Origin of the sequence: Novosphingobium clariflavum (assembly GCF_026420865.1) — a bacterium.
Taxonomy (GTDB): Bacteria; Pseudomonadota; Alphaproteobacteria; order Sphingomonadales; family Sphingomonadaceae; genus Novosphingobium; species Novosphingobium clariflavum.
Map to the genome: position 1 here is coordinate 41778 of NZ_JAPCWC010000008.1, position 13190 is coordinate 54967.

The window sequence follows — 13190 nt, forward strand, 5'->3', positions numbered from 1 at the left end:
GTATAGATACGGATATGACCTAGAGGCCTCGGGGGACGGAACAAACCGGGGCGAAGCCGGAGCATTAGGGCGCCGAAGCGCCCTAATTCGTCATTGGATCAGTATGATCCCCCGGTCTCTCCGTTGGTGGACGATTCGCCCCTGCGGAGATCACGCGCGTCGAGGGAGGCCGCCAGCCTCCTCAGCGTCTCGCCCAGCAGGCTGTCGCCGTTCCAGGTCGTCACGTGGCGCTCCTCGGCCGTCAGGCCCACAAGCATCGCCTCGTAGGCTTCCTTGTCGCTTTTGCGGCGGTCCTCTTCACAGCCCGGCGTAGGCGCCTTTCTGAGAAGCGATGCCAGCCACGACTTCATGCCTTGCGGGATCAGCAACGCATAGGCGTTCTGTATCTGTTCCACCTGCTGGCCGCCCGGCTCCGGATTGTCGACCGGACGCGAACGCCGCATCCAGTGGATGAAGCCTTCCTTGCGCAAACGACACAACCCCTTGTGGACGGCCGAATAGGAACGACCGATGTCGTCGGCGATACGCTGGATGGAAGGCTCAAGCCGCCCGGTTGCATAGTCGACCAGTTCGTAGAGATACTCGAGCACGGCAATACCAACTTCGCCCAGGGCGCCGTTGCGCACGCCGGGCTCCTTTTCGCGGCGCTCACGGCGCGTGCGGTTCTCGAAATCCTTCGCCGCCTTGAGCAGCGCTTTGGTCCAGCGCTTGCCTCCGCGCTTCGACCCATCGTGAATCGGCTTCCAAACCCGATCCTCGATCGTTCCTTCGGTGTACGAGTTGCGCCAGACCCTTTCGCCGGAACGCGGACTGTCGCCCCGCTCGAGCAGGGCGCGCGCCTTCCTACAAAGCGTTGTCTTGGCTACGCGGGCGGCGACCAGGCCAAACGGCGACGCGTCGTGCCGGGGAGTGGCGGCCGTCATGCGCGGCCGTCCTTCGTCAGCGCACGCGGCGCTTGATATCGATCAGCACCGCGGCTGGCTGCATTCCATCCATGAGCAGATCCGCCCACTCCTGTGCGAGCTCGCGCCGGCGAACCATGTACGCCGCTCGGTTGTAGGTGGCCTCCACCCCTTCGCGCTGATGGGCGAGCATCAGATCGATGATCGCCCGATCGGCCGGACGATCGAGATCGACGGCACGCTCGTTCATGATCGTGGAAAAGCTGGACCGCCACCCGTGCGGAACATGCCGGCCGGCGAATAGCGGCAAGCGCCGATACGCGACATTCAACGTGTTCTCGGTCATCGGCCGATGCGAATGCCTGGCAGACGGGAACAAGTACTTCCGGTTGCCGGCGAACTCGGCCGACACTTTGATCGTCTCCACTGCCTGCCGTGATAGCGGAACGATGAACTCGAATTCCTCGCGCTCGGACTTCGCCCGCGAGAGCTTCATCTTCTGCGCCGGTATCCGCCAGATTGGCGATTCGCCGTCGAGATCCTCGAACTCGTCCAGTTCGGCCATATGCACCGTCCCCGGCCGCGCGGCCGTCAGCGCCAGTAGCCGCGAGGCCAGCTTCGTCTGCGGATGGCCGGGTTCCTGTTCGAACGCCCGAATGAAGCCCTTGCAGGCCTTCAGCTTCAACAGCGCCGGTTGCTTCCCCTTGACCACGGGCTGAAGCGCATCGCTGATTGCTGACGCCGGATCGCTCTCGGCCAGGTCGTGCGCGATCGCGTACCTGAAGATCGCCGAAATCCGCTGGCGAAGGCGATGCGCCGATTCGATTGCGCCCTTGGCCTGAACGGCCTGGAGCAATTCGCGAATCTGCGGTGCACGAATGTCGCCGATCGGTATGTGCCCGATCACAGGGAACACTTCCCGCTCCAGGCTTAGCAGCACGTCGTTGAAGTGCACCGGCTTCCACAAAGGCTTCTGGAGCTCGTGCCAGCGCAGCGCCATCACCTTGAACGCCGTCGATTCGTCCGGCGCCGTCGTTCGGCGTGCGGATCTGCGCTTGTACTCGTCCCCCGGATCGCGTCCCTCGCGCAGATCCCGGCGCGCGTCGTCCTTGAGCTCCCGCGCCTGCTTCAGCGAGATTTCCGGGTACGCCCCGAAGACGATCCGCCGTTCCTTGCCGCCGAACCGATACTTGAGGCGCCAGCTTTTGTAGCCGGACTTCGTAACGTACAGATGCAAGCCCTGTGCGTCGGCGAGCTTCAGGTCCTTGCCATCCGCCTTCGCATTCTTGCACTGCTGATCGGTTAGCACCCGATGCCCCCACTCGTCGGTTCCGGTGCCCCAACAATGCCCCCGGATTGCTGTCGCACTCCTGGGTATTACTGGGAACAACTCCACCCGCCAAATCCGCTGAAATCAGCGCTTTGTAAAGGGGTTGAGGAACTTCTGGGAACTTGTGGGAAAGGCTCTTGGCGGAGAGGGTGGGATTCGAACCCACGGTACGGTTGCCCGTACACTGCATTTCGAGTGCAGCGCATTCGACCACTCTGCCACCTCTCCGCTAGAGATGCGATAGCGATGGAAGGTCTCCATCGGGTCGGGAAGCGCGCCTCTAGCTGGCGCAATCGCTCTTGCCAAGCCCTCTTTTTTCAAAAAATGGGGAACAATCCACAGGCAAACTTGTGAGCCCCCACCCCCACCTCTATATTGTGTCCATGAACAGGGCGTCGTTTTTCTCACCACAGGCCGGCAAAATCATCGACGCACCGCGCCAGACGAAGGCGCGTTTTGCGATCGGCGACGTCGTCCGCCACCGCAGTCACGACTTTCGCGGCGTCATCTTCGACATCGATCCGGTCTTCGCCAATAGCGAGGAATGGTACGAATCGATCCCCGCAGACATTCGTCCCGAGCGTGACCAGCCTTATTACCACCTGCTCGCCGAGAACGAGGAATCGAGCTACGTAGCCTATGTCAGCCAGCAGAACCTGACCGGCGATGCCGAGGGCGGCCCGGTGGACCATCCGACGGTCCCGCAATTGTTCGAGGCCTTCAAGAACGGGCGCTACCGCCTGCGCCACGGTCTCGCGCACTAGAGCGTTTTCCGATCTGATTGAATCAGATCGGGCTCTCCAGATTATTTGTTTTCCGCGTTTTTCCGAGTCACTGCGTGTTCCACTCCGTTCGAAAAACGCTCTAGTGGTTCGATTCTGACATTTGCCACCCTATCGGCAAGGGCGCGCTCAAATGTCGGAATCAATCCACGCCGCCGAGCCACTGACACAAAAAAAGCCCCGGACGCTGCCTGCGTCCGGGGCTTTTTTCTGCCCAAACGAGCGGCAGGATCAGCCCTTCAGCTTCCAGCCCGAACGCAGCACCCGGTAGACCGCAAAGGCGAACAGGGCATTGACGACACCCAGGCCGATCGCGCTGTGCAGCACGGCCTCGTTGGAATTGCCGATGTCGCTCTGCCCCAGGAAACCGAATCGGAAGCCCGAGATCACGTAGAAGAACGGGTTGAAGCGGCTGACCGCCTGGAATGCGGGCGACAGGTTGTCGATCACGTAGAACGTGCCCGACAGCAGCGAGAGCGGGGCGATGACAAAGTTGGTGACGGCAGCGTTGTGGTCGAACTTCTCCGCCCAGATCGACGAGAGCAGGCCCAGCAGCGCCAGGAACACCGAACCGCACAGGCCGAACCACACCACCGCCCAGGGGTGATGCACGGTCAGGTCGACCCCCGGCCACAGCAGCATGGCGGCACAAAGCGCAAGGCCGACCAGCACCGCGCGGGTGACGGAAGCACCGACCAGCGCCAGCATCAGTTCGCCCTCGCTCAGCGGCGGCATCAGGTAATCGATGATGGTGCCCTGGATCTTGCCTGCCAGGAACGAGAAGCTGGAATTTGCAAAAGCGTTCTGCATCATCCCCATGACGATGAGGCCCGGCGCCACGAACGTCGCGAAATTGACACCCAGCACTTCACGCCCGCCGCGGCCCAGCGCCACCGTGAAGATCACCAGAAACAGCAGCGTGGTGATCGCCGGTGCCCAGATCGTCTGGGTCTGGACCTTGAAGAAGCGTCGCACCTCCTTCATATAAAGGGTCTTGAGCCCCTCCCAGTTCACCTGGTGTATCAGGGGTTCTCCCTTTGCCGGGAAGTGGCGTGGCTGCACGATGCCCTCTGGGGTCTGCAGATCGGACGAATTCGTTTGATCGACCATGGAGCGGCGAGTATCGGCTGCGACTTCCCAACGCAAGTCGTGGCTAGGAATTTCGGGGCGATTCTCGCGTATCGCCCCTGACGAACGAGATGGAACAGGAATGAGCTGGACGGACGAGCGGATCGATAAGCTGACCAAGATGTGGGAAGGCGGTGCCACCGCCAGCCAGATCGCGGACGAGCTTGGCGGCGTCAGCCGCAACGCGGTGATCGGCAAGGCCCATCGCCTCGGCCTCAAGGCCCGCCCTTCGCCGGTGAAGGCGAACGAGAAGCCGGCGCGCCCTGCCGCACCGAAAAAGGTGAAGCCCGCTGAAGAGCGAGCACCCGCTCCGGCCCCGCAGGCCGCGGCGCCCGTCGTGCGCGCCGCCCCCGCAGCCCCGGCAACCCCCGCGCCAACCCCGGCGCCGCGCGCGCCCGAACCGGCACCGGCAGCTCCGCAGGCCGCCGATGCGCCGCCGCCGGCGCCCACCGGCCCGCGCGTCGTTTCGGTCGGCCCCGGCGGCTTCCTGCGCCAGGGCCCCGGCGATCAGCAGCAGCCGATCCCGCCGGCCCCGCCGCGCCGTCTGGTTCCGGCCAAGCCGAGCCCGGAAATCGCCGACAAGACCAGCCTGCTTGACCTTAGCGACCGCGTCTGCCGCTGGCCGATGGGCCACCCGGGCGAACCGGACTTCCACTTCTGCGGCGAGAAAGTGAACCCCGGGTTCCCCTATTGCGTCGAGCATTGCGGCCGTGCCTATCAGGCCCAGCTGCCGCGCGGTGCGCGCCGTCCCCCTCCGCCGCTGCCGTTCGGCGGACCGCGGGTACGCTGATCCGATGACCACGACGGCACGGCCAGGCGCCCGCTTCCACCGGCGTCTTGCCGTGCCCGTCATGGCCGCCGCGCTGGCCATGACACTTGCCGCAGTGGCTCCGGCCATGGCGCAACCGGCCGCGACGACGCCTGCGACAACAACGACAACGACAGGGGCCACGCCGCCTGCCCCGGCGGCAACGCCGATCGAATACGCCTATGTCGCGATGGTCACCAGCCAGGGCACGATCCTGCTGGCGCTCGACAAGACTCACGCGCCGCTCACCACCGCCAATTTCCTGAAGTACGTCGACGCGAAGAAGTTCGACGGAACCACGTTCTACCGCGCCATGCATCTCGACTGGGGCGATGAGCCCTCAGGCCTGCTGCAGGGCGGCCTCCAGGGCATCAAGGTACTTGCCCCCGTCGCGCACGAGCCGACCAACGTGACCGGCCTGCACCACACTTCGGGTACGATCTCGATGGCGCGTTATGCCCCCGGCACCGCCACCGCCGACTTCACGATCATGATCGGCGACGTGCTGTCACTCGACGCCAGCCCCGCGTCCGAAAATCCCGACCTGCGCCCCGGCTTTGCCGCGTTCGGCCATGTCGTCTCGGGCATGGATGTCGTCCGCAAGATCTGGGACGCGCCGCGCTCGGCCACCAAGGGCGAAGGCGTGATGCGCGGCCAGATGCTGGAGCCGCCGGTGAAAATCCTCAGCGCCCGCCGCGCGCCTGCCCCCGCACAATAGCCCCTTTCCTGTCCCGGCCAGCAGGATCCGGGATTATCCGGACTTAATTTCACGCGTTCACGGCCGTTGACGCATGGGATGACCGCCTACGATCCCTCCATGGCCCGCAGCGGCCTGCGCCGCTGGTTCGGACTGGGCGGCGCCGGCTCCCGCCCGGTCCATGCCCCCGAGGACCAGGCCCCGGCGCCGCTATTCCACGAAACCTCGCGCGACAAGCGGCGGCGCCAGACGCTGGAAGACATCGCCCGCTTCCTGCTCACCCACCGCCTGCCGGTCACGCCCTTCACGCTCGAAGCTGCCCACGACATCATCACCGGCGCCGACCCCTGCCTGGGCAAGGACGTGGCGGAGCGGGTCGGTCAGCGCGAACCGGTGACGCTCTACTGGCTGGAGGACCGTATCAGCGAACTCGGCCGCCGCGACGGTATCGAGCAGATCCACGTCCTGATCCATCGGCTGGAAGCCACGCTGTGCGAATTCGCCGCCACCGCCAGCGCCGCACGCAGCGCCACCAGCGATTACAACTCCGCGCTCGAGGCTCATGCCGATCACGTCGGCCTCCACGGCGCCTCGGCCCGGCGCGGCGCGGCGCGCAGTGACGAGGAGGCCCAGCGCACGATCCTCGAACTCACCGCGCTCGCCAAGGACATGATCACCCGCACCCGCGACATCGAGCGCGCACTGACTCGCTCGGAACGCGAAACCCAGGTCCTGCAGAAGAACCTGATCGACGCGCGCCGCGAGGCCGAGATCGATCACCTCACCGGCCTGCCCAACCGCCGCGCCTTCGAGGCCGTGCTCAAGCAGCAACACGCCGAATGCCATGCCTCCGGCGAGCCGCTCTGCGTCGCCTTCTGCGACATCGACCACTTCAAGCGGATCAACGACATGCATGGCCACGATGCCGGCGACCGGGTACTTCGCACGGTCGCCCAGACCCTCGCCAGGATTTCCAGCGACACCTGCCATGTCGCCCGCCACGGCGGCGAGGAATTCGTCGCCTTGCTGCGCGGCAAACGCCTGGACGAAGCCTTCGCCACGCTCGACGCCCTGCGCGAGGACATGGCCGCCCGCAAACTGGTCAATCGCTGGACCGACACGCCGTTCGGCCGCGTCAGCTTCTCCGCGGGCCTCGCCGATGTCCACGCCTACGACAGCCCCCGCGCCGCCCTGCGCGCCGCCGACGAAGCGCTGATCCGGGCCAAGGATGCCGGGCGCAACCGCGTGTTCATTGCCAGCCTCGAGGATCCGGGCGAAGGCATTGCAACTTGAACATGGTTAACATCAGTATTTTGCAAGACCGCCCTCACCATATGCAAGTGTCGAAAATGTAATCCGAAAATCCCGTTTCGAAAGTTACTGTTTATTAGCGACTCCTACCTAGGCTTGCCTTGAAACGAACCTGGGTGAACGATCGTGCAGCACGAAAGTATCCTGTCGCCAAAGGAAAGGACCGCCTCGGCCCGGCGTTTCACGCTCCACCTCGTGCAGGCCGTCTGCACTGCCTGCGCTCTCACCGCCATGTTCGCTCAGGGCGAAACCGCCCGCGCCCTTGCCACCGTCGCCGCCGCCTGTTCGCTCTTCACGCTCTTCGTGGGGGTGCTCATGGGGCGCCGCGCGGTCGCCGAACTGGACGACCACATCCGGCTGGTCGACGAGGCGCGCAACGCCCACAGCCAGGTCGAGGAGCTGTTCGCGATGACCGACATGCTCCAGGCCGCAGAGGACTACGACGACGCCGGTGCCGTGCTGATGGCCACGGCCTTGCGCCTGCTGCCGGAATTCGGCGGCGCCCTCTACGTCTTCAACAATTCGCGCGACCGGCTGGACCTTGCCAAGTCCTGGGGACACTCCGATTCGTTCCAGCCCGCCGCCAGCCTGCTGCCCGGTAACTGCTGGGCGCTCAAGCGCGGCAAAGCCCACGTCAATGCGCCCGCCCACGGCACCCTGAGCTGCATGCATGCGGTCGGCTCGGGCACCACGATCGAAAAACCGATGATGGCGCGCGGCCAGGTGGTCGGCCTGCTGATGCTGGCAAGCGCGGCGGTGGATGCCATGGAACGCAACACCGACATCCACCGCATCGCCCGCGCCCTGGCCGATTCGATGTCGCTCGCGCTTTCCAACATCGCCCTGCGCGAAAAGCTGCGCACCCAGTCGCTGCGCGATCCGCTGACCGGGCTCTACAACCGCCGCTACATGGAAGACGCGCTCGAACGCTACATCAGCCTTGCCGAGCGCACCGGCACCGCCACCTCGGTGGTCATGGTCGATCTCGACAACTTCAAGCGCGTCAACGACGAGTACGGCCATGCCAAGGGCGATGCTGTTCTGCGCGACGTCGCCGCACAGCTCGTCGGAGCACTGCGTCCCTCCGATGTCGTTGCCCGCTACGGCGGCGAGGAACTCGTCCTGATCCTTCCCAAGTGCAGTCTCGACAACGCGGCAACCAAGGCGGAAGTCCTGCGCAAGCGGATCGAGAGCCTTTCGGAGGCGCACGGCGTGGCGATCAGCGCTTCGTTCGGCATCGCCTCGGTGCCGGAGACCGCGACCAAGGCCGCAGATGTCGTCCCCGGCGCCGACTGCGCGCTTTACGCCGCCAAGCAAGGCGGCAAGAACCGCGTGGTTGTCGCCGAACGGCGCGGCAAGCGGGACGAAGTTCCGGCGCCGCGCCTGACCGTCACCGGCTGATCCGGGCAAGAGCCGGGTTAAAGCAGTTTCCGAGTCATCAGGTAATTCCACCTGATTAGAAAACGCTCCAAGCGGCGCGGCAGAGCCGCCAGATCGGCGTTCACCCCCCGGGCAGATGTCACGCTCTTTCGCGGCAAGGCCGAACAGCATCGTTCCGGTGCTGATCCCCTCGCCCTTGCCCTTGGGCGGACCGTATCCATCGCAGACCCGCAACCCATCGCCGGGCAGAGGCGCGGCAGCGCACCTTGCATGCACATGAAAACGCGCCCGAACTCCAGGAGTCCGGGCGCGCTTCATGTTCCGAGCGACCTCGGAGCACCGACCGCTTTACCGTCAGTGCCCGTCAAAGGCCACTGATCGCCTTGCGATCAGTCTTCCTTCAGGAACGCCGGCATGTGGTCGGGGTCACCGCCACCGTTGTCGCCGCCGCGCGGACCGCGGGGACCGCGCCCTTCACCACGGGGACCACGATCGTTGCCGCCACGGCCACCATCACGGCGCGGCCCACGACGGTCGCCACCACGTCCACCTTCGCGATCGCCGCGCGGTTCACGCGGTTCGCGGGCCGGACGGGTGTCTTCCAGCTCGGCACCGGTTTCCTGGTCGACGACGCGCATCGACAGGCGAACCTTGCCGCGCGGGTCGATCTCGAGGACCTTGACCTTGACTTCCTGGCCTTCCTTGACGACGTCGGTCGGCTTCTCGACACGCTCGTTCTTCATTTCGGAGACGTGGACGAGGCCGTCCTTGCCGCCCATGAAGTTCACGAAGGCACCGAAGTCGACGATGTTGACGACCTTGCCGGTGTAGATCTTGCCGACTTCCGCTTCCTCGACGATGCCGAGGATCCACTTCTTGGCGGCTTCGATCTGGTTCACGTCCGAAGACGAGATCTTGATCACGCCTTCGTCGTCGATGTCGACCTTGGCGCCGGTTTCGGCAACGATCTCGCGGATCACCTTGCCGCCGGTGCCGATGACGTCACGGATCTTCGACTTGTCGATCTGGATCGTCTCGATGCGCGGTGCGTGGGCCGACAGTTCGGTGCGGGCCGAACCCAGAGCCTTGTTCATCTCACCCAGGATGTGCGCGCGGCCGGCCTTCGCCTGCTCCAGCGCCTTGCCCATGATTTCCTTGGTGATGCCGGCGATCTTGATGTCCATCTGCATCGTGGTGATGCCGTTCTCGGTGCCGGCCACCTTGAAGTCCATGTCGCCGAGGTGATCCTCGTCGCCCAGGATGTCCGAGAGGACCGCGAACTCGTCGCCTTCCAGGATCAGGCCCATGGCGATGCCCGAAACCGGACGGGCCAGCGGCACGCCGGCGTCCATCATCGAAAGGCAGCCGCCGCAGATCGTCGCCATCGAGGACGAGCCGTTCGACTCGGTGATGTCCGAGAGGATGCGGATGGTGTAGGGGAAGTCTTCCTTGGCGGGCAGCACCGGGTGCAGCGCGCGCCATGCCAGCTTGCCGTGGCCGATCTCACGACGGCCCGGGGCGCCGAAGCGGCCCACTTCACCGACCGAGTAGGGCGGGAAGTTGTAGTGCAGCATGAACGACGAGTACGACAGGCCTTCGAGGCCGTCGATCATCTGCTCGGCGTCCTTGGTGCCCAGCGTGGTGGTGCAGATCGCCTGCGTTTCACCGCGGGTGAACAGCGCCGAACCGTGGGTGCGCGGCAGGAAGCCGACCATCGATTCGATCGGGCGGACCTGATCGAGCTTGCGGCCGTCGATGCGCTTGCCGTCCTTGAGGATGGCGGTGCGAACGATTTCCGCTTCCAGCTTCTTCATGGTCTTGATGGCGACCATCTGCGTCTGCGGGGTTTCGTCCGAGAACGCTTCCTTCGCCTTGGCGCGCGCGGCGTTGAGGGCGTTGGCGCGGGCCGACTTGTCGGTCAGCTTGTAGGCAGCGGTGACGTCCTTGCCGACGGCCTTCTTGAGCTTCGCCTTGATGTCGGCGGTGTTGTCCGACAGGTCGATTTCCCAGGGGTCCTTGGCAGCCTGCTCGGCGAGGTCGATCACGAGGTTCACGACCTTGCGGCATTCGTCATGCGCGAACATGACGGCGCCCAGCATCTCTTCCTCGGTCAGCTCCTTGGCTTCCGATTCCACCATCATCACGGCATCGCCGGTGGCGGCGACGACGAGATCGAGGCGGCCATCGGCCAGCGCAGCGGTCTGCTTGGGGTTCAGGGTGTATTCGCCATCGACGAAGCCGACGCGGCAGGCACCGATCGGGCCCATGAACGGCACGCCCGAGATGGTCAGCGCAGCCGAAGCGGCGATCATCGCCACGATGTCGGCCTCGGTTTCGCCGTCAAAGCTCAGGACCTGGGCGATGACGTTGATTTCGTTGTAGAAACCTTCGGGGAACAGCGGACGGACCGGACGGTCGATCAGGCGGCTGGTCAGCGTTTCCTTTTCGGTGGCGCCGCGTTCACGCTTGAAGAAGCCACCCGGAATGCGGCCGGCGGCCGAAAACTTTTCCTGGTAGTGCACGGTCAGCGGGAAGAAGTCCTGGCCTTCCTTCACCGACTTGGCGGCGGTCACCGCGCAGAGCACGACCGTTTCGCCATAGGTGGCGAGGACCGCGCCGTCGGCCTGACGGGCCACGCGGCCGGTTTCGAGAGTGAGCGTCTTGCCGCCCCACTCCATGCTTACGGTTTTGACGTCGAACATAAGAGGTTTTCCTCAGCCCACCGGCCCTATTGCGCGGCGGGGTTTACTGCCGGGTATGCCGTCCCGGTCCGGTATGGGGCCGTTTCGACCCTCAGGCCCTCCGCCGGATTGCGAAGGAGCCCCTGATGCAAGAAGCGGCCCGCTAGGGGCCGCTTCCCGTTAAGTCTTACTTACGCAGACCCAGCTTCTGGATCAGGGCGTTGTACCGCGCGACGTCCTTCTTCTTCAGGTAGTCGAGCAGCGAGCGGCGCTTGTTGACCATGGCCAGCAGACCGCGACGCGAGTGGTTGTCCTTGTGGTGAGCCTTGAAGTGCTCGGTCAGATTGCGGATGCGCTCGGTGAGGATCGCGACCTGAACTTCCGGGCTGCCCGTGTCGCCAGCGACGCGTGCGTTGTCCGAAATGATGTCCTGCTTCTTTTCAGCGGTAACCGACATAGTACTTTACTCCGCGACATCCGATAGATTGAACCCTCTGACGACGCGGGCTTCTCCGCCCGAAAGCTCCATCAGCGCGACGGGTGTGATCCCTTCTCGCGCCCAATGCAGCCCGTCTTCATAAGGCAGTCCGGTCAGAACGCGGCCCTGGCGGACCGCTCTTGCCTGCTCCGAACCGAGGTCGATGGCCGGGATGTCGTCCAGCCCCACCTCCAGTGGCAAGAGTATCTGTTCAAGCGCTGCCCCCTTGCCGATTTCGTTCAATTTGTCCAGCGAAATCGCGTGAGACAGGTCGAACGGACCGGCCTTTACGCGGCGTAGCATGGAGACTGTTCCGCAGGTTCCAAGGGCCTGTGCGATGTCGCGTGCAAGGGACCGGATGTACGTGCCCTTGGAGACGTGGGCCCGCAGGGTAGCGCCCTCCTCCGCATCGAATCGCTCGAGGCTCAGTTCGAAGATCGTCACGCTGCGCGACTTCATTTCGACCTCCTGCCCGGCGCGCGCCAGATCGTAGGCGCGCTCGCCATCGACCTTCAGCGCCGAATAGATCGGCGGCACCTGCTCGATCGGGCCGGTGAAGCGCGGCAGCACGGCCTCCACCTCGGCCTGCGAGGGGCGGACGACGCTGGTGGCGATGACCTTGCCCTCAAGGTCGAGCGTGTCGGTCTCCTCGCCGAAGCGCACGGTGAACGCGTAGGTCTTGCTGGCATCGAGCATCCGCCCGGTCAGCTTGGTCGCCTCGCCGAGGGCAACCGGCAGGATGCCGGTGGCCAGCGGATCGAGCGTGCCGCCGTGGCCGACCTTGACCTTCTTGCCATAGCCCGCCTCGCGCAAGTTGCGCTTCACGGCGGCAACCGCCTGGGTCGAGCCGAGGCCCAGCGGCTTGTCGAGAATGATCCAGCCATGCGGCGTCTTCAGGGTTTCGCTCATGCCCTTCCCCAAGGCGAGGCAGGCGGCGATGTCAACGCCCGACGGTTCAAACCCCGCCGACAGCGCGCGCCAGCGCCTCGTAATGATCGAGCATCCACAGCACCGGCGGCAGCACCACCCGCTGCACCAGCCCGAGGCCCGGCGCCAGCCAGGGCAGCACGACGATCAGCAGCACGATGATCGGGAACCCGTAAGGCCGCAGCCGGGCATAGCGGCGCGCAAGACCGTCGGGCAGCAGCCCCTCGACGATGTGCGAGCCGTCGAAGGGCGGGATCGGCAGCAAATTGAAGAACGCCAGGAAGACGTTTACCATGACGAAGAAGCCGAGGCTCGTCACGACGAACGAGAGCACCGACCCACTGCCATCGCCGAAGAAGCGCATCAGCAGGCCGAGCAGGACCGAGCCCAGCGCGGCGAGCACGAGATTGCTGAGCGGCCCGGCGGCTGCGACCACCATCATGCCCCGGCGCGGATTGCGCAGGCGCCAGGCGTTCACCGGCACCGGCTTCGCCCAGCCCAGCACCGGCGCTCCGGTCAGCGCCAGAAAGCCCGGCAGGATGAGCGTGCCGAACGGATCGACATGGCGCAGCGGATTGAGCGACAGCCGCCGCTGCTCCCGCGCGGTCGGATCGCCGAGTGCGAGGGCAGTCCAGCCATGGGCGACCTCATGGAAGACGATGGCGACGATGAGGGGAACGATGAGCGCCGCGGCTTGCAGCAGGGTATTTTCCATGCCGCCGATCTAGGAAGCGTACCGCGCTATCGCAATGGCCGCCTCGCCGGA

Annotated in this window: 12 protein-coding genes and 1 tRNA gene; 5 read left to right on the forward strand and 8 right to left on the reverse strand. The window is 65.1% G+C overall.

Features of this window, described 5'->3' with window-relative positions; all coding sequences use genetic code 11:
* Positions 1 to 98: 98 nt before the first annotated feature.
* From OKA11_RS12790 to OKA11_RS12800, 3 genes are all read right to left on the reverse strand, one after another.
* Complete coding sequence (locus tag OKA11_RS12790; protein ID WP_267220822.1) at positions 99 to 923, reverse strand: LexA family transcriptional regulator; 825 nt, start codon at positions 921 to 923, stop codon at positions 99 to 101.
* A gap of 16 nt (positions 924 to 939) precedes the next feature.
* Positions 940 to 2211, reverse strand: coding sequence for a tyrosine-type recombinase/integrase (locus tag OKA11_RS12795; protein ID WP_267220823.1), 1272 nt, complete (start codon positions 2209 to 2211; stop codon positions 940 to 942).
* 159 nt (positions 2212 to 2370) lie between these two features.
* Positions 2371 to 2460, reverse strand: a tRNA-Ser gene (locus tag OKA11_RS12800).
* Between the two features lie 155 nt (positions 2461 to 2615).
* On the opposite strand from OKA11_RS12800, the gene hspQ reads away from it, so the two are divergent.
* Entirely contained in the window at positions 2616 to 2996 is a 381-nt protein-coding gene (gene hspQ / locus OKA11_RS12805; RefSeq protein WP_142632402.1) for a heat shock protein HspQ, read from the forward strand.
* 249 nt (positions 2997 to 3245) lie between these two features.
* On the opposite strand, the gene OKA11_RS12810 is transcribed toward hspQ, so the two are convergent.
* A complete protein-coding gene (locus OKA11_RS12810; protein WP_142632401.1) occupies positions 3246 to 4124 on the reverse strand; it encodes an ABC transporter permease in 879 nt (292 codons plus the stop codon).
* Positions 4125 to 4224: 100 nt separating this feature from the next.
* On the opposite strand from OKA11_RS12810, the gene OKA11_RS12815 reads away from it, so the two are divergent.
* From OKA11_RS12815 to OKA11_RS12830, 4 genes are all read left to right on the forward strand, one after another.
* A complete protein-coding gene (locus OKA11_RS12815; protein ID WP_267220827.1) occupies positions 4225 to 4932 on the forward strand; it encodes a GcrA family cell cycle regulator in 708 nt (235 codons plus the stop codon).
* A 4-nt stretch (positions 4933 to 4936) separates the two neighbouring features.
* On the forward strand, positions 4937 to 5668 hold the full coding sequence (locus tag OKA11_RS12820) for a peptidylprolyl isomerase (protein WP_267220829.1): 732 nt from the start codon (positions 4937 to 4939) through the stop codon (positions 5666 to 5668).
* 78 nt (positions 5669 to 5746) lie between these two features.
* Positions 5747 to 6940 carry a GGDEF domain-containing protein gene (locus tag OKA11_RS12825; protein WP_267220831.1) on the forward strand — a complete coding sequence of 398 codons (1194 nt, stop codon included), beginning with the start codon at positions 5747 to 5749 and terminating at the stop codon, positions 6938 to 6940.
* Between the two features lie 144 nt (positions 6941 to 7084).
* Positions 7085 to 8359 carry a GGDEF domain-containing protein gene (locus OKA11_RS12830; protein ID WP_267220833.1) on the forward strand — a complete coding sequence of 425 codons (1275 nt, stop codon included), beginning with the start codon at positions 7085 to 7087 and terminating at the stop codon, positions 8357 to 8359.
* Between the two features lie 368 nt (positions 8360 to 8727).
* Here the strand turns inward: OKA11_RS12830 and pnp are convergent, their stop codons facing one another.
* The 4 genes from pnp to OKA11_RS12850 all read right to left on the reverse strand — a co-directional run bounded on the left by pnp (position 8728) and on the right by OKA11_RS12850 (position 13139).
* On the reverse strand, positions 8728 to 11040 hold the full coding sequence (gene pnp, locus OKA11_RS12835) for a polyribonucleotide nucleotidyltransferase (protein WP_267220836.1): 2313 nt from the start codon (positions 11038 to 11040) through the stop codon (positions 8728 to 8730).
* Between the two features lie 166 nt (positions 11041 to 11206).
* On the reverse strand, positions 11207 to 11476 hold the full coding sequence (gene rpsO / locus OKA11_RS12840) for a 30S ribosomal protein S15 (protein ID WP_021232261.1): 270 nt from the start codon (positions 11474 to 11476) through the stop codon (positions 11207 to 11209).
* 6 nt (positions 11477 to 11482) lie between these two features.
* Complete coding sequence (truB, locus tag OKA11_RS12845; protein WP_267220842.1) at positions 11483 to 12406, reverse strand: tRNA pseudouridine(55) synthase TruB; 924 nt, start codon at positions 12404 to 12406, stop codon at positions 11483 to 11485.
* A 46-nt stretch (positions 12407 to 12452) separates the two neighbouring features.
* Complete coding sequence (locus OKA11_RS12850; RefSeq protein WP_267220844.1) at positions 12453 to 13139, reverse strand: site-2 protease family protein; 687 nt, start codon at positions 13137 to 13139, stop codon at positions 12453 to 12455.
* Between the last annotated feature and the right edge of the window lie 51 nt (positions 13140 to 13190).